The sequence below is a fragment of the Cyclobacterium plantarum genome, from assembly GCF_011290685.1.
Lineage (GTDB): Bacteria > Bacteroidota > Bacteroidia > Cytophagales > Cyclobacteriaceae > Cyclobacterium > Cyclobacterium plantarum.
The window spans coordinates 833250-857952 of the sequence record NZ_JAANYN010000001.1; the positions used below are offsets into that span (position 1 = coordinate 833250).

Genomic DNA, 24703 nt, shown 5'->3' on the forward strand with positions numbered 1-24703 from the left:
ACAAAATTAATTTGTTTAACAGGTATAGAAAATTCGATTTTGTAGTATTTTTGCAATTGGAAGTTGAAATTTCAACACTAGTTTTTTAAGGTAATATTTTAATGAGTCGGAAATTTTTAAATGGTTTTATTTTCTTGTTCTTTACATTAAGTGGGAGTCTTTTTTCTCAGGTAAGGATTGAATTCTCTGAGCGTTCTTCTACTGGGTCGCCGTTGAGAACTATTTTTAGTATCAATGGTGATTTTGCGATGTTGGGAAACACCAACATGACCTTACTCAATTACGGTGAGGATTTGATGAATGACGGGATGATGGTTTTTGTTGATGTTGATTCTGACCCCAACACTTTTAATAGTTCCTCAGCCACACTTAATTTTCCTGAGGAAAATGGTGCAAACTCTTCCTGTACAAAGGTTTTGTATGCAGGGTTGTACTGGTCAGGAAGGGGAGCTTCTGAATTAACGTTTACTGTTGAAAAAAACGGTATAAACAGGCAATTGGACAAACGTAAGGTAAAATTTAAAGGACCGGGACAGCAGGATTATATTGACCTTGAGGTATTCGATGATGAGATCAGGTTTCCTGAATCCCTAAATACTGATCTGGGTTTATTTGTAGGGTATAAAGATGTTACCGAATGGGTACGTGATTGGGGTGAGGGGGAATATACTGTTGCAGACATCGGCTTGACAGAAGGGACTAATTATCACTATGGAGGCTGGGGTATGGTGGTTGTTTATGAAAACCTTGCCATGAAAAAAAGAGATATATCCGTTTTCGATGGCTATGCATTTGTTCGGGGACAAGGTGCTGCGTCTTATGACATACAGGTTTCAGGTTTTTCTGCTGCCAAAAGTGGAGATGTAAATTTAAAATTAGGCCTAATGGCAGGTGAAGGTGATGTTGGTGCAGATGGAGACTATTTTGCTATTGAGAGAGGAGAGAACACCAATGCCTTTGAAAAGCTGAGTCATGGCAATAATGAAAACAATAATTTTTTTAATTCTTCCATTTACACTGGTGGCAATTCCAGAAGCCCGAATTTAAAAAACAATACTGGGATGGATATTTCTGTTTTTGAAATTGATAACCAAGGAAATAGTGTTGTGGCAAATAACCAAACCAGTACTACATTCAGGTACGGGTCAACTTGGGATGTATATGTAATTTATAACATTACGATGGCAATCGATGCCAATGATGTGGAGGTTGAGCCGCTCCATGAACTAATTTCGGTTAATGGCAATGAGGTAAACGATGTGTTCCCTGAGTTTTTTCCCGGAGATGAATTGGAATTTATGGTAACCATAAAAAACAAAGGCGATATCCCAATAGACCGCTCAAAAATTGAAATTCCAATACCAGAGGGACTCACATTTCTAGACGCTTTCCCGGAACTTTATTTTGATGAGAGTTCCAATGGAGCATTCAATTATTTTTCTCAAGTTGGTTCCGGAGGCACTATCGTTTGGGAAATGGGATTTTTGCCATCTCCCGAAGACAAAGAGGAAATATTAGGCACTTTTAGATATAGGATGCAAGTTTCGGAAAGCTGTCAGGAATTAATGGCTATTTGTGATAGAAGTTTCGAAATTGATGGTAGCGTATTTGGAGAAAATTCGCTCACTCAAACTTCTCTTGACCCCATATCTTTTATCATAGGTTATAACGAATCAGTGGATTGCCTTGATGAACCTGTTAGAGGACCTTTGCTTTTTGGTTTGGAAATGGACGGATTTTTGGAGGACCACTGTGGGTGGAATTCCACAGGAATTCCCGTGTGTGTGACTGAGAACGATAGTGTCAGGGTCAGTGACTTTTCAAGCTATTTTCCTGCGGGCACCAATTTTTACCTTAACCTGCCCAGTGGCCCTGATGATCCAAAACTTTCACTGAGCCAAAACATAAGGTTGCAGCAGGATGAATTAACAGTGTATGCGGCACATTCTGCTCAGAATGAGTGTTATAAGGAATTTACTATTTTCAGAAACGATCTATCTCTGGAGCCGGTGGTTTCTATATCCAACAATTGTGGTAAGGGCAGTGACAACGAAATCGGAGTAATTGTATCCGGAGGAAAGGGACCCTACACCTACTTGTGGGATGATCCTGAAAGTGCAACTACACCTAATTTAAGTAATATTGAGCCAGGTGAATATAGGGTTGTTGTGACAGATTCTCTGGGATGTGTAGCAGAAGCCTCAGTATTATTGCCTGAGGGCCCCATTTTTTCACTAGAGGTTTTGGAAGCGGAAAGCAACCTGGAACTTGGCTGTGATCAAAGTGCAAATGGTGTTATCGTAGTTATGGTGGAGGGAGATAATCCACCCTTCGTACTAAGTGTTGAAGGAGAAACCAACAGTGATGGCAATTTTTCTGAACAGTTGGTCATTGCTGAAAAAGGTCAATATGAAATCACTGCTTTGCAAGGTGGGGTTTACCGCTTGACACTGTCGGATATAAATGGATGCATTGCCTCTCAAACAGCCGAGGTTAAACAAATATCAGAACCTGATTTGGGTGCTATTTTTACCTATAATTCCAGTTCTTTTAATGATTATGGGGTTTTATATCAAAATTCCGAAATCCAGTTTTTTAGTACGGTAAATTCTGAGGAGAATATTACTTATTATTGGGAATTCGGAAACGGAGAAGAAAGCACACAACCGAATCCAATTATCCAATATGGCGAAAGTGGGGAATATTTGGTCAAATTAGTAGTAGAGGACGAAAAGGGTTGTCAGGTGATTTATGAAGAACATCTGGAAATATCAGGTTTTTTTATAAGGGTACCAACAGCATTTAGTCCAAATGGAAACAATTCAAATGATTATTTCTTTCCAGTGTTTTCGGGGTTAAAGGATATTCAATTTTGGGTCTTTAACAGATGGGGAGAATTGCTGTTTTTCACTGACGACATCAATAGCCAAGGATGGGACGGGAAACGCAATGGCCTAGATATGCCTGTAGGAAATTACCTATATAAGCTTTTTTATATCAACGGGGAAGAGGCTGAATACCAAAAGACGGGTTCATTCACTTTAGTGAAATAGTCAAATTGGGAAAGCGATAAGGTTGAAAAAATCAGGAATCGTATCCTTATTTATCGGTCGAATCTTACCTCTGAGTCCAATAATATTTAATTTATAATGGTGATTTTCTAAAAATTGCAGGATTTTTTTTGGGTCGTATCCGGCAGCCTCACAGGAACTTTTACTGATTTCAGTGATAATAATGGGGCGAAACTTGTGAATTGTCTTTTCAGCACCTAAAAGCACATTTAATTCTGCACCTTCCACATCAATTTTCAGACAGTCTATCCTTTTCCAACCCAGGGTTTCCACTTCCTTATCCAGGGTTGATAGATTAATCTCATTTAAAAAAACATCATGTTCCTCAGAGGGGAAGATACTGTTTACTCCCTCATTGGATCCTGACTTTGTATATAACTTCAACTTACCGGGCTTGTTAGATAGACCTAGTTTACGGGTTTTTACTGCCTGAGTGTATTGGGGGTTCAGTCGGATATTTTCTTCCAGTTGCTGGAAAATGGCATTGGAGGGCTCATAGGCTACCACCATTCCCTCAAGCCCGACTTTCCGAAGCCCCCAAAGTGTGTATTCCCCTTGATTGGCACCTATATCGATGAATGTAGCTCCCTTTTTTAGTATGCTTTCTAGTACAAATAAAGGGCCCCAATCATGTGCTCCCCGCCAATAAATGGCATTACCCATCCCTTTGGATAGGTCTACTTTAAATACTATTCCCCTAAACCTAAATATTCTCCAGTTGGGCGTTTTTGGTACAGGAAATAAATTTTTCAGAAATTTTACAATATAATACCCCCCGGGAATCCGGAATAGCTGTCTAGATATACCGCTTAAAAATTTTTCAATTTTGTTCCTCATAATGATCGAGTAAGTGGGAAATTTTTTCTTTCCTTAAGGAAATAGGGAATGTTTCGATAATATGCCGTCTGGCATTTCGGGACATTTCTTCAGGTTGGTCAAGGGAAAGTAATTGATTTATGGCTTTTTGAAGCAAACCCTTATTTTTTTGGGGGAGGATCAATCCATAATCTGCAATAATGTAGGGAATGTGATTTACCGAAGAACCTATGGGTATACATCCGGATAGCATGGCTTCTGCCAAAGCGCATCCAAATCCCTCAAAGGAGGAAAGTTGAAGGTAATACCTGCTATTTCGATAAACTTCTGATAATTTCTGTTGTTGTAGCTTTCCTAAAAAGTGTAGGTTGGCAGGATAGGGTTCCTCCGGGCTATCCATTCCCGCAATTTTAAAATCAAGATTCGGAAACAAGGTGGCCACTTCTTCAATGAGATCTCCTCCTTTCAATTGATATTGAGGTTTTGACATAACAGCAATAAATGAACCTGCAGGTTTCATTTCAAAACCCTTAAATGGCCATATTTCTGGATCGAATCCATTGTGAACCGTAATAATCCGGGTTTTTAGGTTAGGAAAGTGTTGATAAATTCCCTGAGATTTGTGATTAATGGTTTGATCAAAATCCAGATAGGTATTGGTCAAAGATTCACTCACCGGTAACAAGCAACTTGAATAACGATAGGAATAACGACAAGCTGCTTTTAGCAAAGGTAGCCTCAGACTACCATAATTTAATTCGGGAATAGAGGCACAATCTGTTCCATGCAAAATTATATATGTTTTTTTTCTAAATATTTTACCTATTATTGCCGGCCAAACGGACCAATACCCACCAAAACTGACTACAAATGCATCTACGCGAATTGAATTAAACAATACGGAAAAAAATTGGAGAAAAAAGAAAACCGGAGCCAGGTGCTTGTGTTGCCAGGGGTAGTGATTGATGTTGACTTTAAAGTTTTCTCTTAAAATTTGAATATCGCTCAGTACAAATGAAGGAAAAAATGGGGTAATGAATAATACCTTCTTTTTTTTCATGCCAACGTACGTTTTTTCCCTTCTATGAAGACTCCAAATAAGACCAATCCCAAAACAGCATATTGAAATATGGCAGATAGTGTCCTGTTACGGAAATAAGACTGAGGTTGGAACTTCATCTCCACCCTTACCTCTCCTTCTGGAAGGACTAGGCCCCGCAAAAGGTAATTTACCCTGTGGATTTCCGCTTCCTCTCCATTGACCATTGCCTTCCAGCCCTCAGGATAGTAGATTTCTGAAAAAACCGCCAGGCCTTCCTCCTCCACTTTGCCGGAATAAACCAACTTGTCAGGTTCATTGCTATCAAGGGAGAGGTTTCCACTGCCAACGGGAAGTGCATTCCCGGTATCACTGGAGTTATAAGTAGCCTCTATTTTTGTTTCAATTGCTGCAAGGGTGCTGATTTCTTCTTCATTACTGTCCACAGGAATGATTTCTTGAGGAAACCAAACAGCTCCGTTGGTTTCAGGATTCCTGAAAACCGCATTTGCTCCCCGGCCAGCCAGGATGTATTTGGTATTGAGCATGTTCAAAACAGGTATGCCTGCATAGTCAAAATTACCTTCTTGCGCTTTCTTAACAAATTGATCGATTTCTGGTTGCAGAACCCGCTCGATCAGGTCCTGATAACGACTCATTTTGGCACCATGATAACCCCCAATGCTATTGAACCGGTAACTCGTTCTGGCATCATTAAAGGGGTTTTGTATATTCAAAACCCTGAAATACCCCTCATCCTGCATGATTTTTTCATCTGCCGGAGTGGCTGCAAAATGTTGCTCACTTGGGTTTTCCGAAAAACTGTCCCCGTCAAGATACCGGCCATTGATTCCCCATAGGTCTACCAATACCAACAAGCCTGTGGCAATAATGGCATATTCGATTTTCAATTTTTCGTACAGGGCCAGCCCAAGCAAAAAGGCTGCGGCGCCAATATAAATGGCTGTGCGAAAAATATCTGCATGTAGCAGGCTTTTCCTGTCGGTTTTTAAAGCAGCCTGTAACCAATCCGGATAACCGGTATTGGTACCCCTGAAACCTGACCAATGAGCAAAGACCAATGCAAGCAATATCAGGCCGGCAGTAATACCCAAACCTTTAAAAAAGGCTACTTTGGTCTTATCTGACTTCTGGTTCAAAAAGATTTGTTCCAAACCAAGGGCGCCAAGGATGGGGATCACCAATAACGTGATACCCAGTGCCATCGAAACAGCCCTGAATTTATTGTAGCCGGGCAGGTAGTCAAAAAGGGTGTAATTGAACCATTCCAGATTTTTACCCCAGGAAAGCATCAATGTAATCAGGGTCATGGCCATCAGCACATTTCTATACAGTGGAGGCGCAAACAATATACCGAGAATAAAAAGAAAAATCATGATGGCTCCACCATAGATTGGGCCCCCTGTAAAGGGCTGGTCGCCCCAATAAGTAGGAGCATTATTTACAAATTGGTTGATTTGTTGAGGCTCCATTCCCTGTGATCTGAGGGCTTGCTCTGCTGCGGAATTATCCGGTAAGGCCTGCTGACTGGCTCCCCCAAAATAATTGGGTATCAGCAGGGTGAATGTTTCCAGCTTTCCATTGGACCAATTAAAGGCATAGTTTTTATCCAGACCGGAATCATTTTCTTCTGCTTGCGGCAGGTTACGTTCTCCCCGGATGGAATATTTGCCGTATTCCAATACTGCTGATAACCTGGCCAGATTTCCCAACCCTCCCAAAATAGCTCCTGCGAGCAGCAGGGCAGTTATTTTCCCGAAAGAGATCAGTTTTTTCTCTTGAAAGGCCTTTACCAATTGTCCTATGCCATAGATCACTACCAGGATCAGTGTATAATAAGTGATCTGCAGGTGGTTGAACTTTAATTGAAGCAGCACCGCAAGGGCTGTAAGACTCAGGCCAAGGAATTTTTTGTTTGAAAATGCCAAATGTACCCCGGCCAATATTAGTGGGATAATGCATACCGACCAGATTTTGGCATTGTGTCCCGCTTCAAGACTCAGAAAATTGAAGGTGTTGAAAGCAAAGGCCCACGCAGCCAGAGCAGCAATGGCAGGCCTCACTTTAAAACCCATCAACAGCAGGTACATAGACACCATGCCAAAGAAAAGTCCGCTTACCGGATGTGGCAGGCCCAGGGTCAGTACTTTTATCAGGGTATTGGTAATGTCGCCCTTTGGGTCCAGATGAATCAAATAGGCAGGCATCCCTCCAAACATGCTATTGGTCCATAAGGCTTCTTCTCCGGTGCGCTGCCGATGGTCCAGCAATTCTTTTGCAGATCCTTCCCATTGCAGTATATCCGATTGAAATATCATTTTGCCCTCAAACACTATGGGAGAAAAATAAATGATAACAACCAGGTAAAAGGAAAGAATAGCTAAAAAATGGGGTAATATGACTTCTTTTAAATTAACGTTCATGATCCGGGGTATTGGTCTTTGGTCTGCTTGGTTTAATAGCATGCAAATTAAGAAAATTCAATGGATTATTGGTTAATAGAAGACATAAGCTAAGGAGACAAACACTTAAAAAACCCGTTGAGAAGGAGTTTTTAGCCATTTATTGTTGATGTAATAGCCCAAAGAAAATTCATGACTGTTATTTCTGTAGTTGTTTTTGCTGTTTAGGTTGAAGTCATATGCATACCCAAAACGTACCTCTTCGGTAACAAACAAGTCGAATAGGATCACCAAAGCCGTTCTGCCGGAGGGGAGATCACCAAAATCCATATTTCCCTTCATCACGGAAGACCTGAAGGCAGCTCCCAGCCAAAACTGCTCGTTGAATAAAAACATAGTATTGATATCATAGCTGCTGGGGCCATTGAGATCTTCCCTTACCAAAACAGAGGGTTTAAATGCTAAACCGCTCCTAACGGGTAGCAATCCACCTGCCTGAAAATAAAAATGGTAGTTATTTGTGGCCAAAGACAAATCACTGTTTTTCAGGCTGTTTTGCCCAACAAGGTTAAAAGCACTTATTCCGGAAAAAAAATTGGGTGTATGATAAAATACGCCTGCATTTAAATTTGGTGCAAATGCGTTGATACGGCCCTGTGGAATCCCGGGATCGGATGGATCATCAGGTTGAAGTTTTCCTGCATCCAGTACATGTTCTGAAACTCCCGAACTTACCCCCAGTCCCAAATAGCTATCCCGGGTAAGCCTTACTTTATAAGCATAGGTAAGTAGGATTGACTGGGTTGAGTAGGGGCCAAGTTCATCAGCGGTAATGGAGATGCCATAACCCATTGTTTCTTCCAGGTTTCCTTTGTCGGCTGATATGGAAATCGTATTTGGGGATCCGGGAAAATCCATAAACTGACTCCTGTAGGTAGCCTGTACAAATGGGTCTACCTTGTACCCGGCATAAGCAGGGTTGATATGCAGGGCATTGAAGACATATTGACTGTATTGGGGCATTTGTTGCCCCTGACTGGGTTTTTGAAACAAGAAAAACCCGACAATTGCTGTTATTGTATAAGTATAGTAAGAAAAATTCATGTTCTTATTTAATCACCTGCACCCATCCTTTGTACTCTTTTTCGATTCCACTGAAGTCAGTACCCTTCACCTGATAATAATAAGTTCCGGCCAACAGACCTGAAGCATCCCAGTCATTTTGATAATCCCGGGCCGAAAATACCAGATCCCCCCAGCGGTTAAATATTAAAAGCTCAATTTGTTCAAACTTGTGTCCGGCATCAATGACAAAGGTATCATTCCTGCCATCTAAATCCGGTTTAATTACGTTGGGAATAAAAAGAGGAAGAATGTTTTTTTCTTCTACAGATGTATTGTTTTCCGGTTGGGTATCTATTCCATCACCGCTTACCTCCGCCCTATTCCTCATCCTTCCATCCTTTATGGCGGCCACTGTAAGCGTAATCTGCAAGCTGGCACCTACGGGGAAGGAAGCAATTTCCCATATTAATTCCTGACCTTCTTGTCTGAAATCGGGTTCCTGGGGCAATCCCCCATTTACCAGACCTGCATTGACATATTGCAAACCTGAAGGTAGAAAATCCACGATGCGTACATTATCAGCAGCATCCATGCCATTGTTTTCTATATTGATCTGGTAGTTGAAATTGTCCCCATCTCTTACAGGTTCCGCAGTGGATGTTTTAAGGACAGACAAATCAATCATCTTGGGACGTACTTCCAACCGCTCACTATCGATGGTGTTGTCAAAATTTTCTACCCTTACCCGAACCTGGTTGGTGTAGTTTCCTTCTTCTGCGGCCAAAACGGATAATTCCAGATTCACGTTTTCGTCAGGGCTTAACTGGGCAAGGACCCAGGTGTCATCTTCGCCCGGCGGAGGATTGGCCGAAAGCAATATCAAGCCTTCAGGAAGCAATTCTGTTACGGATATTTCTTCCAATGAAAAAATGCTTTTGTTGGTCACCGAAATGGAGTAATCCACAATTTCTCCTGCCACTGCTTGCCTGCGGCTAATTGTTTTTTCTATGTCCATTTCTATACCTACCACCCTGATTTGTATTTCTGCTTCATCACAATTTTCTGAAACATCGGATTGGCAAAGCCGGTATTCCAGAATGTAAGTGTTTGGTGGACTGTCTTCCGGAATGGAGAAAACACCATTTTCGTCAAGGGAGTAAACAAGATTTTGATCATTGCCGGCTTCATCCCTGATGGACAATACTGATAAAGTTACCTCATCTGCTCCGACAGGTCTCATTTTCAGGCTATCATTTTCATACACCGAAGATAGGAGATTGGTTTCATAATTGACCAGGGGTCCGAACACATCATCATTGGCTTTGATCGGTGCAACTTCCGTCGTTATGGTAACTTCATTGCTGATAAAAGGTCCGCAGGCCTCATCTGTGGTGATTCTTCTGAATTGGGTGCTGTTCCTCAGGGGTGGAGGAGAAAAATCCCTATTCCTTGCTCCCCCAATACTTGTCCAATCTCCGCTTTCAGTTTTAATCTCCCATTGGAAAGAGAATTCACCTGAACCTCCTTCAGGGTCTTCTCCCACCAAAATTTCAGGAACTTCCATTTGAAATACAGTTTGATCCTCCGTTATATTATAGCCAGACACTTCGGGATAAACAAATACCTGAACAGCCAATCTTCGGTCGGAGGGGCAACCATCAACCGTCTGATCGGCGTAATAGGTAAGGCCAGAATCCAAAAGAACATCATTTGAAAGGGCTGTCCCTCCCTCCGGAGATAAAAACCACCTGATATTTTCTCCTGTAGCGGTAAGGGAAGAGACTGTATATTCCCCGGGCATGCAAAACTCCTGTACACCATATCCCTGAGGCGGTGATGGCACATCGCTAAGAATGATGGTTACCCGTGTAGATCTTTCCCCGGAGCAAATACCCGTGATGTTGTATTCAAAGGTGTAACTTCCTTCACTCAGGCTGGTTGTAGACCAGGTGTTTTCAATCAATGCGCCACTGTTTGTAATTTCCTCCCAGGTGCCATAATCATTGAAAGGCCCTTCCAGAAAGTCAAACAAGTCAATGATTTCCCCTTTACATACCGTAGCCACTTGTCCCTCACCGGGTTCGGGATTCAAACTGTCCTCATCAATGGTAAATTCCAGGGTTTCGTTCAGACAGGATTCCGGATTTCCGGCACTCAATCTCACACCATATACCCCTTCATGGGTCGCCAGGTTAAACGGCGAAAATTCAAGGCTTGAAGTAGTGCTGAGAACCACATCCGGACTGTCAATATTGAACCATTCAAATTCAAGAAAATCCAGATTTTTGATGGATAACTTGCCTTGTTCGCCCTCGCAAAGATTTTCAGGAATAATTTTCGGTAGGTTTTCTCCTCTGACCTGGACCGTGGTATTGGTTAAATTTCCGCAGTCATCCTCTAACTGTAACCGATACCGGCCTGCTTCCAGGTCTTTAAAAAGAGGGTCTTCACCATTGTTGATTTCAAAAGGCAGGCCATTCTTTTCCACTATTTTATAGGTGATCGGCGGATATCCGGAGGCGCTGACAGACAGTTCATAATTGCCTTCCACGCACTGAAAGGTATTGATGCTTGTAAAAGTGCTTCGTTCCCGGACTTCAAATTGATTTAATGTTTCCAGACAGTAATTAAATGAAGGCTCATTGGGGACTATGTCTTGCCCGTTTTTCCAAATTCGGATGGATTTCACAAGCCTCAGTTCACCGTAGTAATTTAAATTAATATTATTTGCGCCATTTATAATCAGAATGGAATTGGCCTCATTCAGTTCTTCACCTTCCACATAAGCCTGTCCCGTTTCCGGGTGAACCCATTCACCCGAGTTGGGTTCAAGTTTTTGAATGCCAAAGCGTGTGGTTTGGTTTTCGTCCAAATTGTCCTGGTGATTCAGGTGTAAATTGAAAGAACCACAATTCTCGTCAATCTCAATTTCATTGGTTATGATGCTTGCTCCTTCTATTGTTACCTCCGTGACATGCTCCGTTTCGCAGGTTGTGTAAGAAACAAATTCATAATCACCTGCAGGGAGGTTATTCATAAAAAACCTTCTGGGGTCATTTTGACTGATGTTTTCTGACACATCCAAAGGAAACAACTCATCGAAGATTTCCGGGCCAGCTACCATTTCTATCCGGTTAAACTGGTAATCAAAACTGTTCAATTGCAAGGAACCTGTATTGGGGCCACATCCTTTATATACAGTGGCTGCTGGTCCTGGCAACAAATCTCTGAATTCCCGTGAAAGGCTGGCTGTATTACCGCAGGCATCTTCTATAACAAAAGTATAAACTCCAAATGGAATGGGCATTTCTTCCGACCCAAAAAAAATGTTTTCTTCTTCGAATGGCCCCGGGTAAGCTTCGTTAAACAAAGAAGGATCGAAATCTTCGGGATATTCCGAAAAATTAATTTGAAAAGGCGGAACAAAATTCAGAGGTTTTACAGATAATCGCCTTTTTCCACATGGACCGGCTCCCCAAAACAAGTCTTCGGATATTCTCAAACTTCGGTCAATGATGTTGTTTTCCAGGAGGGCCGTTTGCCCACAGTTATCAGTAACCAGAAGATCGTAACTATAAGATTCGCCATTGTAAAAGGGAATACTTCCCACCAGTGAGATTTCGGATCCGTCCCCTTCTGTAACTTCCGTAATGATTTCCTCTTCCCCGCCATCTGGAGCCTGCACAGTAAACTTTACCTCAAGCGGATACGCGATTTCGGTTCCAGCTGCACGCAGAAAATGACCTACGGAAATTTCCCCACAACTGCTCAAGGCTGGTTGGAAATTTTGGACTTCACCATCTATTACCAATTCGGTCTTTCGTATATCAAAAGACTGAGAAAGGCGGTCTCCACATTCATCTGTGACAGCCACAGTATAACTACCGGCAGGAAGATCTTCAAAAAAAGGGCTTTCCTGCGGTGCTCGTTGCAGGTCCCCTCTAAGTTCATAAGTTAGTGGCTTTCCCTGGTTGACGACAACCTCTAAGGCACTCAATTCGTTTTCGCATAGCCCCTGAGTCAGGATGGTAAAAGACAAGGCTTCAAAAGTAGAATTAAGCGTGACCTCAGTGGAAATTTCCAGCGGATCTTCTTCCAAGGTAAAACTTGCCTCAATGCTGTAGTTTCCTTCAGCCAATCCAGTAAATAGACCCGTTTCATTGGTAGCAATAGGAGCGGGGTCGGGCAACAAATACAAATGGTATACCAGGTCAACCGGGTTTTCAACATTTTGCAGGGTCACGGAAATTTCTCCATCTCCCAGGCAGGATGGTTGCTTTAAATTGGTTTGCAGGGTAGGCTCTTGTTGTGCTGTTGCTCCAAAAATGGATAAAAAACAGATAAACAAAAACAAGAAAAATCCTGAATTATATTGGTTTGTTTTATTTTCTTTCTTTTTCAAAGTCATTGAAGCCTTGTTGCTCACCTGTCTAATTTTCTAAAATGCAGCAAATATTGCTATTGCTTAACTTCAAATAACGAACCAAGTTGTAGATATGGTTTGAAAAATCCTGATTTTTTAGTAAAATATTGGTAAAAGGCACTTTATTAGCCTATTATGAATAAAAACATCGGCAGGAATTTAACCGATGAAGGGCAAAAAAAAATAAACGGGTGATTAAGCTTGGGTATTTTGTTTTAAATCAATTTCTTAATTTGTAGGGGATAGAAAGTGATTAATCCAGGTTTTCGACCTGACTATGGCTGGAAATATAATTTTTATCAAGGGAATTAACGATTGCTTTTAGAAGTTCCAGTACAAACTTGTCCTTGATTTTTGATTCAAGGAAAGAAGGGCCGTATAAGGTTTGAGATCTTAACAATACGGTTGTGACTTTCCCCAGGGTTACGGTGTCTAATCCATAAAGCTGTTTTGGTGCCTGATAATACTTTTCAGCATCATTTTTCCACAACATCCAATCAAACAAAGGAACCAGCCTTAACTTTAATATGGCATCCAGTAACCTGACATGTATACCGCTTAAACCAATGGTGCTAAGTGAAATTTCACTCATATCCGAAATGCCCAGTACTTTCTCGGCTTTATAAAATTTGAGCTCCATTTCATGGATTAAATCGATAATCGGCATCAGTTTTCTTTTGTCCAGACTATTGCAATGGTCTGAAAAACTTCCCAGTGGAATAAATAATGGAATTTGGTCTTTGATCATCATTTCTTGGTTTTTGGTTAAATTATTACAATTTACGACTAAAGGATTGAAAATGATTCGTTTGAATGTGTAAGTAACGACTTTTTTTTCATCAAAAAAATACCCTGTTCAGGGTATTTTTGTATATTATATACACCTTTTTGCGTTTTTTGACTATTAAAATTTAGAAGAAAAAAGGAACATTACAAGGAAATGCTTAAATATCTTTTAGTGTAGAGTTTTATCCTACATGCCTGCCAAGGTTAAAAAAAAACGCTATTTTTGTGGATTCAAAAGACTAATGACATGTTTGACAATCTGAGTTATAAATTAGACAGGGCATTTAAAACCTTAAAGGGTACTGGAAAGATTACTGAAATCAATGTGGCCACGACTGTAAAGGAAATCAGGAGGGCATTGATTGATGCAGATGTGAACTATAAAGTAGCCAAAGAAGTCACCGATAAGATCAAGGAAGAAGCTTTAGGTAGGGATGTACTGATTGCCGTATCTCCAGGACAGCTTCTTGTAAAAATTACCCAGGAAGAACTAACTAATCTGATGGGTGGTTCCAAAGAAGAGATTAGCCTAAAGGGAGATCCTTCTGTGATTCTTATTTCCGGTTTGCAGGGATCAGGTAAAACTACCTTTTCGGGTAAGCTGGGGACTTACTTGAAAAAGCAGGGAAGACAGGTCTTGTTGGTAGCCTGTGATGTGTACAGACCTGCTGCCGTTGAACAGTTAAAGACCTTAGGTGCTCAGATAGGCATAGAGGTATATGCTGAGCCTGGAAATCAAAATGCGCTCCAAATCGCTCAAAACGCCATTGATTTTGCAAAAAAATCGGGCAAGAAGACGGTGATTGTAGATACGGCCGGTCGTTTGGCAGTAGACGAGGTCATGATGAATGAAATCGCAGCATTAAAGGAAAACCTTAATCCTTCAGAAACATTGTTTGTGGTGGATTCCATGACAGGACAGGATGCTGTCAACACCGCAAAAACTTTTGATGAGCGGCTTGATTTTGATGGGGTGGTGCTTACCAAATTAGATGGCGACAGCCGGGGTGGAGCCGCCATTTCGATCAGACATGTGGTGAACAAGCCCATTAAGTTTATTTCCACCGGGGAAAAGATGGAAAATCTGGATCTTTTTTACCCCGATAGGATGGCGCAAAGGATTTTGGGTATGGGTGACGTGGTTTCTTTGGTCGAAAAAGCGCAACAGTCATTTGATGAAGATGAGGCAAAACGCCTGAATGCCAAAATTCGTAAAAACCAATTTGATTTTGATGATTTCCTATCCCAGCTGGAGCAAATCAAAAAGATGGGTAATATCAAAGACCTTTTGGGGATGATTCCCGGAATGGGAAAAGCGATTAAGGGCCTGGATATTGACGATGAGTCATTTATACCCATAGAGGCAATTATCCGAAGTATGACCCCCCAGGAAAGGGGAAATCCGGGTTTGATTGACGGAAGTAGAAGAAAACGGATTGCCAAAGGTAGTGGAAGGACCATTCAGGAAGTAAATAACCTGATGAAGCAATTTTCGGACATGAGAAAAATGATGAAGCAAATGAACAAAATGGGAGGGGCCCAAAAAGCAATGAGCGCCCTGGGAGGAAATATGAAAAAGAGATAAGCCAGCGGCTGTCACCACTCATTTTCTTACCTACTATTTAATTTATATGTCAAAAAAAAATGTGCAGTCTTTCGGGACTGCACATTTTTTTAAATGTGAAATAGATCAGGTGAATTTAAGGGGCCGTTTCTCTAAAAAAAAATAACATGGCCTTATTAACCGTAAATCACAATTCATTCATTTGTCCCGGAATATTCAATATCCATATCGATATCCTCAGGATCTATTTCCAGAAGTTCTGCGGCATCAATCTCCAGGATCACTTCCCGGTTTACCAATTCAGCCACAATATCCATTTGCTGTTCGAAAGGTGCTCCGTTTCCATGCAGCTCGTTAAACTTTGCTTCCAGTTCCTCATCACTGTATGCGGCGTACCTCTCTTTTCTCTCTTGCTTGATTCTTGCTTTTTCTTTTGCCAATAATTCCTCCTTCCGTTCTTCCAGATTGGCCCTGTAGTTTTCCATCATTTCATTCAACTCCTCACTGCCAGCAAATGGCGTACTGTTTACGGTAATTGGTTCGGAAGTCCCATCGATGTGAACAACCGTCATGGTGTCTGCATTTTTCAATAGGTACTCGTCACCAGTTTCCGTATCCAAAACCATCTCCTCCTTAAACTGATACCTGTCTTTCTTCTCTCCGGAACAAGCCCCAAGGAGGAAAGAAAAGAATGTCAGTAAAATCAAATATCTTGATTGCATAATTATTAATTTTAGTAGTCTCAATAATTGGTTCATGTGGGATCTCATTCCAAGAACTGAGCTCCCATGTCAGGAAAAAGGCGCAAAAACCGTGACAAAGACTAAAAAAAGCAGGGATAAAACCTTCAATAAGTTAAATTAATTCAAATAATTAAATAAAAACTTATTCAGTTTATACCTATATCAAAAAAAAGCAACCTGGATGGTTGCTTTTTAATCAAAATCAAAAAACCTAATTTTTTATTTTTGATAAGTGACAGATTTTACCGCCTCTATGGTACGTTTTGCATTGGGTAGGGTAGCCTCGATATAAGCAGGAGAATAGCTCAAAGGAATATCCATTGAATTAACCCGCATCACAGGTGCGTCCAGGTAATCGAAAGCATGCCTTTGTATATTGTAAGCCAGATCTGTGGAAAGTGAAGCTACCGGGTTGGCCTCTTCCACGATCACACACCTGTTGGTTTTTTTGACTGATTCCAGAACAGTTTTATAATCTATGGGTTTTACTGTTCTCAGATCAATAACCTCTGCTTTAATACCATCTTTTGCCAGTTCATCTGCTGCTTCGAACGCCACTTTCATCATTTTCCCGAATGAAACGAGCGTGACATCATCCCCTTTCCTTTTGACCTCCGCAATGCCCAATGGCAAAAGGTATTCCCCTTCCGGAACCTCTCCCTTATCCGCATACATCAACTCGGATTCCATGAAAATTACTGGATTATCATCTCTTATGGCGGCCTTCAGCAATCCTTTGGCATCATATGGATTGGATGGGATAACCACTTTCAGTCCTGGGGTATTGGCAAACCAGTTTTCAAAATTAGAGGAGTGAGTAGCGCCCAATTGGCCGGCATTACCAGTCGGACCTCTGAATACGATGGGAACACTGTATTGTCCTCCGGACATGGCCAGCATTTTGGCAGAAGAATTAACCAACTGGTCCATGGCCACCAGTGAAAAATTAAAAGTCATGAACTCTATTATGGGCCTAAGACCATTCATGGCCGCTCCCACACCCAATCCGGAAAAGCCCAGTTCCGAAATTGGCGTGTCTATAACACGTTCCGGGCCAAACTCATCCAACATTCCCTGGCTGGCTTTATAGGCTCCATTGTATTCGGCTACTTCTTCACCCATGAGGAACACGTTTTTATCTCTCCTCATTTCTTCAGACATGGCATCTCTGATCGCGTCTCTGAACTGTATTTCTTTCATTTATATACAAAATTTTCTATGCTCGTAAAAATAGAAAGGAATCTATCAATTACCAAGTTTGGGCTATCAATAAGGATGTTTAATTGTAATTATGTAGCTTTATTTTTTAAATGGATTAATGGAATTGGTAGGAACATTATCCCTGAATTGCGGGACGTTTTTATTTTTTATTTCCTTTTGCTGCTGATAAATAAAAAAACAGAATGGTCAAAATTGGATTGATTAGTGATACACATGGCATGCTTCCGGAAAATGCCATTCCGATCCTGGAGGAGGTGGATGAAATTTGGCATGCAGGAGATGTAGGCGATTCGGCTGTACTCGAACGCCTCCCGAAAAAACCCATTCAAAGAGTGGTGTTTGGCAATATCGACGATACCTTATTAAGGCAAAGACTTGAGGAGGAATTATTTTTTACGGTAGCGGGGGTAAAAGTACTGATGCTGCATATTGGAGGGAAGCCTCCCAGGTACGCCACCGGGGTCAAGGCAAAAATAAAAAGACTTCAGCCGGATATTTTTATTTGTGGGCATTCCCATATATGTAAAGTAATACATGATAAGGCCCTTGATTGCCTTTACATGAATCCGGGGGCTTTGGGGAACCAGGGATTTCATCAGGTCAAAACCATGCTCACTTTTGAGCTGGATGGAAGTATCAAAAATTTAAAAGTTTTGGAATTGGGAAAAAGAGGAAAAATATAAAAGTACCCAGCCGCAGCTGGGTTAAATTCAATTTATTTTTTTTTGGAAAATCCCTTTTTAATTTCCTCAACATCCACGTTTTTAATCACAGGCTTAGCACTCAACTGTTTGATTTTTAGAATCCTGGCATTTTGAGCCTGTCTTTTTCTTTTTAGTTTTCTTTTTAAAGTAGTAACAGCCATTTTATTTTTTATTTTGTTTCGTTCCTGAAAATGAAGGGCAAAGGTAAATAAAATATCATTAAAAACCCTTAACTATTGGTAAAAGAAGTTCATAGGCCTGAGCAATAAAGGGCCTATTGACCTCCATATCCTTATTTAATTTTTTAACTTTGGGCAAATTTTATCAGCATGAGCAAACAAAAACCAAGTATACCAAAAGGGATGAGGGACTTTGATCCTGCAGAGATGGCCCGCAGGAATTATATCTTCGACACCATCAAAGAGGTATTTAAGTTGTTTGGATACCAACAATTGGAAACTCCTGCCATGGAAAACCTGTCTACCCTTACTGGTAAATATGGAGAGGAAGGCGATCAACTTTTGTTTAAAGTGCTGAATAGCGGGGAATTCCTGAAAAAAGTAACAAAAGATGATTTTAATGATGGAGAACGAAATGTGCTTCCAAAAATAGCTGAAAAGGGCCTGAGGTATGATCTGACAGTGCCTTTTGCCAGGTATGTGGTGATGCACCAAAATGAAATCACATATCCTTTTAAGCGTTTTCAGATGCAGCCTGTGTGGCGCGCTGACCGACCCCAAAAAGGAAGGTACAGGGAGTTTTATCAGTGTGATGCAGATGTGGTAGGAACAGATAGCCTGATTTGTGAAGCCGAAATATTAGTGATGATCAAACAGGTTTTTGCCAAATTTGGTCTGAAGGATTATGCCATCAAAATCAATAACCGAAAGATTCTTTCCGGAATGGCTGAGGTCATCGGAGAAACGGGTAAGGAGGGCGATTTGTGCGTGGCAATTGACAAGCTGGATAAAATTGGATGGGAGAAAGTAAGCGAGGAACTTCTTCAAAGAGGTTTCTCCGGGGAAGCGGTTGCTGCATTAAGCCCGGTCCTGGAAACAAACCATATAAATAATTTTGAAAGGCTACAATTTTTCAGGGAGTACCTGACTCAAAGCTCCAGCGGCAGGAAAGGGCTGGAAGAAATTGAAGAAGTACTGGCATTCCTTGCCATGCTGGGAGGTAATGAAGACCATGTGGTTTTCGATCCGGTATTGGCACGGGGGCTTTCCTATTATACAGGAGCAATTTTTGAAGTCAAAGTTGGTGGGGTTCAGATAGGAGCTGTGAGTGGTGGAGGAAGGTATGATAACCTTACGGGGGTTTTCGGTCTGCCCGGCATTTCCGGCGTGGGTTTTTCCTTTGGGGTGGACAGGCTTTACGATGTTCTGGATGCTTTGGATATGTTTCCCGTACAACAAAAAGAAAGTACACAGGTAATGCTGGCTTGTTTTGGGGAGAAGGAAAGGAATAAAGGCTTGAAAATACTGGCTATGCTGAGGGAAGCAGGAATAGCCGCTGAGATTTATCCTGATCTGGTAAAAATCAAAAAACAATTCAATTATGCGGACAAAAAGAATATACCTTTTGTAGCTATTCTGGGGGCGGAAGAATTGTCCAATGAAACGATAAGTTTAAAAAATATGAAAACGGGAAAACAAGAAACCCTTTCTGTAGAAAGGGTGATTTCTGAAGTAAAAAATCCCACAATGGAATAAATTCAGTCAATTTTGTAAATGGAGCCAATGGGAATGGTGATACCTCTTTTCAAGGATATAAACCTGTCTCCTACTGCCCAGATGGTGGTGTAAATTTTGAACGCTTGCTTATCTGCTGTTTCAAAATATATCCAAACCTTTCCCCGGGAGATGTTGCCTAAAATCTGGGACCTTTGCAAATCGAGATAACGTTGTTTGATTGATGCCTCCTCAGATAAAACATCAGCCGTTGAAAAACGGAGCCCCAATACCTGCTCCTTTTCTAAAACCATGACCTCTTTTTCGAGTGTTTCCATAATTCATAAAATCCAGGTGGTAAATAGTTGGGATGTATTAATATTATTACGTAATACTTAAAAATAAGGTTTAATTATGGTATTAAAATTTTATTCTTAATATAAAATATGGTATAAGGAATTTATTTAAAAATTAAATTCCCAATCAGATTTAGATTGCCAGTGCAAAAAAAATTATATTTGTATAACATTCAAACAAAATATATATGCTAGATATCATGAGTATGATGAATAAGGTCAAGGAAGCCCAGGCGAAAATCAAAGAGACCCAGGCCCAACTTGTTCATTTAAAGGCCGAGGGAGAAGTAGGAGCCGGAATGGTGAAAGTGATTGTCAATGGTGATAGAAAGGTGTTGGATATAGAAATCGACCCTTCACTGATCAATGAGAAGGACAAAGATATGATGAAGGATTTGATCGTTGGTGCTACCAATAAAGCCCTGGAAAATATCGATGTTAAAATCAAGGAAAAAATGAGCGCTGCCACGGCAGGAATGATGCCGAATATTCCGGGCATGGATTTCGGAAACATGGTCTAATGAAAAAAGCTGCCATTGTAATTTTGAATTTCAATGGGAAAGGTATGTTGAAAAAATACCTTCCTCAGGTATACAATCACTCGGTTTATGAAATAATTATTGTTGACAATGGGAGTTGCGATGGTTCGGTAGATTATTTGCTAAGTCATTACCCGGAGATTAAATTGGTACTCCTGAAAGAAAATCACGGATATAGCAAAGGCTACAACCTGGGTTTGGAGAAGTTAAAAGGGGACTACGAGTTTTATATTTTATTGAACTCTGATGTTACCGTTGAGCCGCAATGGGACGAGAAATTGATTCAATACCTTGCGGTGCGGCCTCAGGTTGCCGTTTGCCAACCCAAAATCCTTTCTTTGGGTAGAAAGGGTTCTTTCGATTATGCCGGGGCAGCGGGAGGTTATCTGGACAGTATGGGATACCCCTTCTGCAGGGGGAGGCTGCTTCACACCCTTGAAATGGATCGGGGTCAGTATGATGAATCCACCCCGGTGGATTGGGCCTCAGGGGCATGTTTTTGTGTGAAAGCGGCCCTTTTTCATGATTTTGGAGGGTTTAATCCGCATTTTTTTTCTCATATGGAAGAAATTGATCTGTGTTGGAGGATGAGAAAGGAAGGTTTTCAAATCCATTGTTGCAGTGAAACAAAAGTTTACCATTTGGGCGGGGGGACTTTGTCTGAAGTTAATCCGTTTAAAACTTACCTCAATTTCCGGAATAGCCTTTACATGCTGTACAATAATTTGACGGTTTCAGGGTTTTTGCAGGTGATATGGTTGAGGTTTTTATTGGACTGTGCCGCTATGATCCATCTTTTATTTACCAAGGGCTGGCCCCATGGGAAGGCTGTAGCAATGGCGTATTTGGATTTTGGAAAAAAAAGGAAGGAAATAGGGGGATTTAGAATATCCAGGACAAAAAGTTTGAAATCCGAAAAATCAAGGCAGATTTTTTCGATTATTTTCCAATACTATTTATTTGGAAAAAGGAAATTTACACAGCTAACCTAGTCAAATAAAATGGGGTTGTTCATTCTGCGAAAATATTTCCTAAGCTTCATGGTCATGGCCAAACTTACATAAATGATAATTGGTGAACCCAGAGTAATAAATGAGCTGTAAATAAAAAACAAGCGGATACTATCGATGGGGAAGTGAAGTTTTTCGCCTAATTTTGAACAAACCCCAAAGGCCCTTTCCTGAAAGAATAATTTTATCTTTTCCATATTAAATACTTGTTTAAAGTACAGAAACCATTTGAAAGAACAACATATTGATAATAACCTGATTAACCTATGATTGTTATAAAAAAAAGTGTTGCTGTAAATATAATATTTGCTGTTTTGATTTCCTATTCCTGTAATCAGGTCCAAGTTATAAAAAAACCCGATAATCAAAAAATTGAAATTCAGCCAAAAATATTAGAGCGTTTGGGAGATTCGGTTAGATTTGATTTGCTGGTCAGCCTTCCCAATACAAGTATCCGAAAAAATGAGCTTTACGAGGTTAATCTTATTTATAACTATGGTAATGAAAGCTATAAGTTTGATAAGGGTTTAATCGTCAGTGGAGACAGCCTTGATCCGCATGCTAAAGTTGAGATCAGGGGTAGGTTTAGTATGCCCTTTTCTGACGGAATGGAAAATGGGGCCTTGTATGCTACATCAGCAATAAGTAAGGGAAGGCAGGAAATTGAAGGAAGGGCACCTGAAGAATTACTGACCCGGGGAATTGTTACTACTGCTTCTTTGGCTCAAATTGGGCAATACCGGGGTCAGGAGGAATTCCCTGTTCTGGGTGCCGAGGTTGCTTTTGACTCTCCAGAGTCAATGGGGATGCTGGCTGATGGTTGGAAAGTATTGGAAGATTTGTTGGCTGCCTATAGCAACTTGCCTTATACTGAAAAAGCTCCGTTTTTAGATGTTTTGAACGGTCCCGGAGATTGGAGCTTCAAAAAGTGGAAGATGGAAGGTTTACCACATTACATAGAAATCAACAGGGAAGTGCTAAGCAGGTTTGAAGTTGATTATGGAAAACAATATGGTAACAAGGGCATAGAGGTTTCTGAGATCCAACGCTCCATCCTGGCGAGGAACATCCGGCAGGGGACAGTGCCGGCAGATACATTAAGTGAAAAAGGATTGGCAATTGCTGTTAGCAAAGAACCAGGCTGGGCTGAGCAGGAGGCACTCCTCAGGGCAATGGAAGAAGTGTATCCCAGTCCAATGGTATATAACAATCTGGGAGTGGTGTTTTTGAATCAGGCCAACAGGGTTACAGATACAAAGAATAAAAACCTGTTTTTGGAAAATGCCCTATTCGCTTTGAACCGCTCAAATGCTTTTTTTGAAAATCCACATGCTGTATACAACCTGGGTTTGGTATTTTGGCTTTGGGGAGACAAATTCAGTGCATACAATAATTTCTACAGGGCATTGGCCCTGACCCGATCGGATCAACTGACGAAGAAATACGAAGCAGCCCTGGGAGCGGTTTCCATTTTTAATGGCGATTACCGCTTGGCCGCTATTCATTTGAACAAAGCGGAAAGTAATCCTATCAACCTGTTTAATCAGGGCCTGGCCAATTTACTGGCTAAGGATTATTACAATGCCACAGTTAAATTTGAAGAAAGCGCCATCCAAAACATGTCCAACGGTTTTCCTTTTTATGGATTGGCCCTGGTCGCTGCCCGTAACGGGGAAGTGGAGAAATTATACGAAAATCTGGGGAAAGCCGTGGTAAGAAGTGATTTTTTGAGAAAAAGGGCTGCTGCTGATAGGGAATTTGTACAGTTTCATGAACTGCAAAAATTCAAAGATGTCCTTAGAACAAAATAAAGCAGGATGAAAATGAAACAGATTGTTGGTATAGATATTGGCGGATCCCATATCAGTGCGGGAATCCTGCAAAATGGAATGACCATTGCCGATGCAGAAGTGGCCAGGGAATCAGTGAATTCTTTAGGGACAAAAGAAGAAATATTGGGAGCCTGGGGCCGTTGTATACAATCCCTGGGTATTTCAAAACATACCCTGCTGGGTATTGCCATGCCCGCTCCCTTTGATTATGAAAATGGAGTTTCTCTGATTTTAGAACAAGGAAAATACCTGTCTCTATATCAGGTGAATGTGAAATTAACTCTTGCTGACAGATTAGGGCTTCCGGTGGATAATATTGCTTTTATCAACGATGCGGCAGCTTTTTTGCAAGGTGAGGCCCATGCAGCTGGCTGGCCAAGGAATACCAACCTGATGGGCATTACGCTGGGTACAGGATTGGGTGGAGCTTTTAAGTCCGGGAAATTTGCTGAAGATGGGGCCATTTGGTCCATTCCTTTCAAAGGGGGAATAGCCGAGGATTATTTGAGTACCTCTTTTTTTACCAAATGGGCCAAAGTGCATTTTGGAATAGAAGTGCATGGATTAAAGGACTTATTGACCAATCAGCAAACCCGGGAGGATACGCTGGCAAAACTCAGGGTATTTGCCAGCCACCTGGCGGATCTTATTTTACTGCAACAGGAAAGCCGGAAAATTGATAAGGTGATATTGGGAGGGAACATGGTGAAGGCTGCGGCCTACTTTCTTCCTGAAGTCAAAAGGATTTTGCAGGATTTCGGTTCCAGCCCCGAACTTTTAATCAGCAGGCTTGGTGAAAAAGCGGCAATGATAGGAGCGGCAAGTATTCATAATGAAAACTGAAAATAAATTTATTATCTTTTGAAAATTTTATGAACCGAAAAATAATTTTCTTTTGATCGAATCATATAATCTGCAATGAAAATAGAAAAACAATTATCCAAAGAAGAGATTTTCAGCACAGTTGAAAAGTCACTGGAAGGGGAAGGTTTCAAAGTAGTCAGCAAGGATAAAGAACGGCCATGGGGTGGTTTTTTCGTCATAGATGAAAATCAGATCAATTCCTTTAAGAAAAAGTTTTTCCCTGAAGTGGAATTGACGCCTGAACAATTGAAAAACAAGCTAAGCCCCAAAATATTACTGGTAGGACCCGGGAAGCGCCTTTCATGGCAATACCACCATCGCAGGGCCGAAATCTGGAAATTGATCGCAGGGGAGGGAGGAATCATCAGGAGTGAAACAGATGAGGAGGGTTCTTTAAAACCCATGGAAACTGGACAGTCGGTGCGGTTGAAGCAAGGGGAAAGGCACCGGCTGGTAGGGTTGGAAAATTGGGGCATGGTAGCAGAGATCTGGATGCATACAGATCCGCAAAACCCCTCCGATGAAAGCGATATTGTACGGGTTCAGGACGATTTCGAACGCAAATAGGTACCGG

The 24703-nt window shown here is 41.2% G+C and carries 20 protein-coding genes; 9 read left to right on the forward strand and 11 right to left on the reverse strand.

Annotated elements, in window-relative coordinates; translation table 11 throughout:
- Positions 1–101 precede the first annotated feature (101 nt).
- Positions 102–3053: a T9SS type B sorting domain-containing protein gene (locus tag G9Q97_RS03455; protein ID WP_166143144.1), complete on the forward strand. Its 2952-nt coding sequence runs from the start codon at positions 102–104 to the stop codon at positions 3051–3053.
- Here G9Q97_RS03455 and G9Q97_RS03460 read toward each other — a convergent pair whose 3' ends face one another.
- The 6 genes from G9Q97_RS03460 to G9Q97_RS03485 all read right to left on the reverse strand — a co-directional run bounded on the left by G9Q97_RS03460 (position 3054) and on the right by G9Q97_RS03485 (position 13588).
- Positions 3054–3908 (reverse strand): FkbM family methyltransferase, encoded by an 855-nt coding sequence (locus G9Q97_RS03460; RefSeq protein ID WP_222851897.1) that lies wholly within the window; start codon positions 3906–3908, stop codon positions 3054–3056. It abuts the gene before it with no gap.
- Positions 3892–4947, reverse strand: a complete 1056-nt coding sequence (locus tag G9Q97_RS03465; RefSeq protein ID WP_166143146.1) for a glycosyltransferase family 4 protein — start codon at positions 4945–4947, stop codon at positions 3892–3894. The genes G9Q97_RS03460 and G9Q97_RS03465 overlap by 17 nt, the downstream gene beginning before the upstream one ends.
- The gene (locus G9Q97_RS03470; RefSeq protein WP_166143148.1) at positions 4944–7370 is read right to left on the reverse strand and encodes a hypothetical protein; all 2427 of its coding nucleotides are present in this window, start codon (positions 7368–7370) and stop codon (positions 4944–4946) included. The genes G9Q97_RS03465 and G9Q97_RS03470 overlap by 4 nt, the downstream gene beginning before the upstream one ends.
- Positions 7371–7475: 105 nt before the next feature.
- Positions 7476–8453, reverse strand: a complete 978-nt coding sequence (locus G9Q97_RS03475; RefSeq protein ID WP_166143150.1) for a PorP/SprF family type IX secretion system membrane protein — start codon at positions 8451–8453, stop codon at positions 7476–7478.
- Positions 8454–8457: 4 nt separating this feature from the next.
- Entirely contained in the window at positions 8458–12822 is a 4365-nt protein-coding gene (locus G9Q97_RS03480) for a T9SS type B sorting domain-containing protein (protein WP_166143152.1), read from the reverse strand.
- A gap of 268 nt (positions 12823–13090) precedes the next feature.
- Positions 13091–13588 (reverse strand): DUF6508 domain-containing protein, encoded by a 498-nt coding sequence (locus G9Q97_RS03485; protein WP_166143154.1) that lies wholly within the window; start codon positions 13586–13588, stop codon positions 13091–13093.
- 282 nt (positions 13589–13870) lie between these two features.
- On the opposite strand from G9Q97_RS03485, the gene ffh reads away from it, so the two are divergent.
- Positions 13871–15208, forward strand: a complete 1338-nt coding sequence (gene ffh, locus G9Q97_RS03490) for a signal recognition particle protein (protein WP_166143156.1) — start codon at positions 13871–13873, stop codon at positions 15206–15208.
- 173 nt (positions 15209–15381) lie between these two features.
- Here the strand turns inward: ffh and G9Q97_RS03495 are convergent, their stop codons facing one another.
- Both G9Q97_RS03495 and G9Q97_RS03500 read right to left on the reverse strand, forming a co-directional pair.
- Positions 15382–15909 carry a hypothetical protein gene (locus tag G9Q97_RS03495; protein WP_166143158.1) on the reverse strand — a complete coding sequence of 176 codons (528 nt, stop codon included), beginning with the start codon at positions 15907–15909 and terminating at the stop codon, positions 15382–15384.
- 240 nt (positions 15910–16149) lie between these two features.
- Positions 16150–17130 carry a pyruvate dehydrogenase complex E1 component subunit beta gene (locus tag G9Q97_RS03500; RefSeq protein ID WP_166143160.1) on the reverse strand — a complete coding sequence of 327 codons (981 nt, stop codon included), beginning with the start codon at positions 17128–17130 and terminating at the stop codon, positions 16150–16152.
- Positions 17131–17333: 203 nt separating this feature from the next.
- On the opposite strand from G9Q97_RS03500, the gene G9Q97_RS03505 reads away from it, so the two are divergent.
- The gene (locus tag G9Q97_RS03505) at positions 17334–17834 is read left to right on the forward strand and encodes a metallophosphoesterase family protein (RefSeq protein WP_166143162.1); all 501 of its coding nucleotides are present in this window, start codon (positions 17334–17336) and stop codon (positions 17832–17834) included.
- A 32-nt stretch (positions 17835–17866) separates the two neighbouring features.
- Here the strand turns inward: G9Q97_RS03505 and G9Q97_RS03510 are convergent, their stop codons facing one another.
- Positions 17867–18016 (reverse strand): hypothetical protein, encoded by a 150-nt coding sequence (locus G9Q97_RS03510; protein ID WP_166143164.1) that lies wholly within the window; start codon positions 18014–18016, stop codon positions 17867–17869.
- Positions 18017–18184: 168 nt separating this feature from the next.
- Between G9Q97_RS03510 and hisS the strand changes: the two genes are divergently transcribed.
- Positions 18185–19570, forward strand: a complete 1386-nt coding sequence (gene hisS, locus G9Q97_RS03515) for a histidine--tRNA ligase (protein WP_166143166.1) — start codon at positions 18185–18187, stop codon at positions 19568–19570.
- A 2-nt stretch (positions 19571–19572) separates the two neighbouring features.
- Here the strand turns inward: hisS and G9Q97_RS03520 are convergent, their stop codons facing one another.
- The gene (locus G9Q97_RS03520) at positions 19573–19866 is read right to left on the reverse strand and encodes a hypothetical protein (RefSeq protein ID WP_166143168.1); all 294 of its coding nucleotides are present in this window, start codon (positions 19864–19866) and stop codon (positions 19573–19575) included.
- Between the two features lie 206 nt (positions 19867–20072).
- Between G9Q97_RS03520 and G9Q97_RS03525 the strand changes: the two genes are divergently transcribed.
- On the forward strand, positions 20073–20405 hold the full coding sequence (locus G9Q97_RS03525) for a YbaB/EbfC family nucleoid-associated protein (RefSeq protein WP_166143169.1): 333 nt from the start codon (positions 20073–20075) through the stop codon (positions 20403–20405).
- Positions 20405–21415, forward strand: coding sequence for a glycosyltransferase family 2 protein (locus G9Q97_RS03530; protein WP_166143171.1), 1011 nt, complete (start codon positions 20405–20407; stop codon positions 21413–21415). Before G9Q97_RS03525 ends, G9Q97_RS03530 begins: the two co-directional genes overlap by 1 nt.
- On the opposite strand, the gene G9Q97_RS03535 is transcribed toward G9Q97_RS03530, so the two are convergent.
- Positions 21412–21630, reverse strand: a complete 219-nt coding sequence (locus tag G9Q97_RS03535) for a PspC family transcriptional regulator (protein WP_166143173.1) — start codon at positions 21628–21630, stop codon at positions 21412–21414. The two genes, G9Q97_RS03530 and G9Q97_RS03535, sit on opposite strands and share 4 nt — an antisense overlap.
- 204 nt (positions 21631–21834) lie before the next feature.
- Here G9Q97_RS03535 and G9Q97_RS03540 point away from each other — a divergent pair, with 204 nt between their 5' ends.
- The 3 genes from G9Q97_RS03540 (at position 21835) to G9Q97_RS03550 (ending at position 24696) form a co-directional block, all read left to right on the forward strand.
- Positions 21835–23244: a hypothetical protein gene (locus G9Q97_RS03540; RefSeq protein WP_166143175.1), complete on the forward strand. Its 1410-nt coding sequence runs from the start codon at positions 21835–21837 to the stop codon at positions 23242–23244.
- Between the two features lie 12 nt (positions 23245–23256).
- On the forward strand, positions 23257–24108 hold the full coding sequence (locus G9Q97_RS03545) for an ROK family protein (RefSeq protein WP_166143177.1): 852 nt from the start codon (positions 23257–23259) through the stop codon (positions 24106–24108).
- 75 nt (positions 24109–24183) lie between these two features.
- Positions 24184–24696 (forward strand): cupin domain-containing protein, encoded by a 513-nt coding sequence (locus G9Q97_RS03550; RefSeq protein WP_166143179.1) that lies wholly within the window; start codon positions 24184–24186, stop codon positions 24694–24696.
- Positions 24697–24703 lie beyond the last annotated feature (7 nt).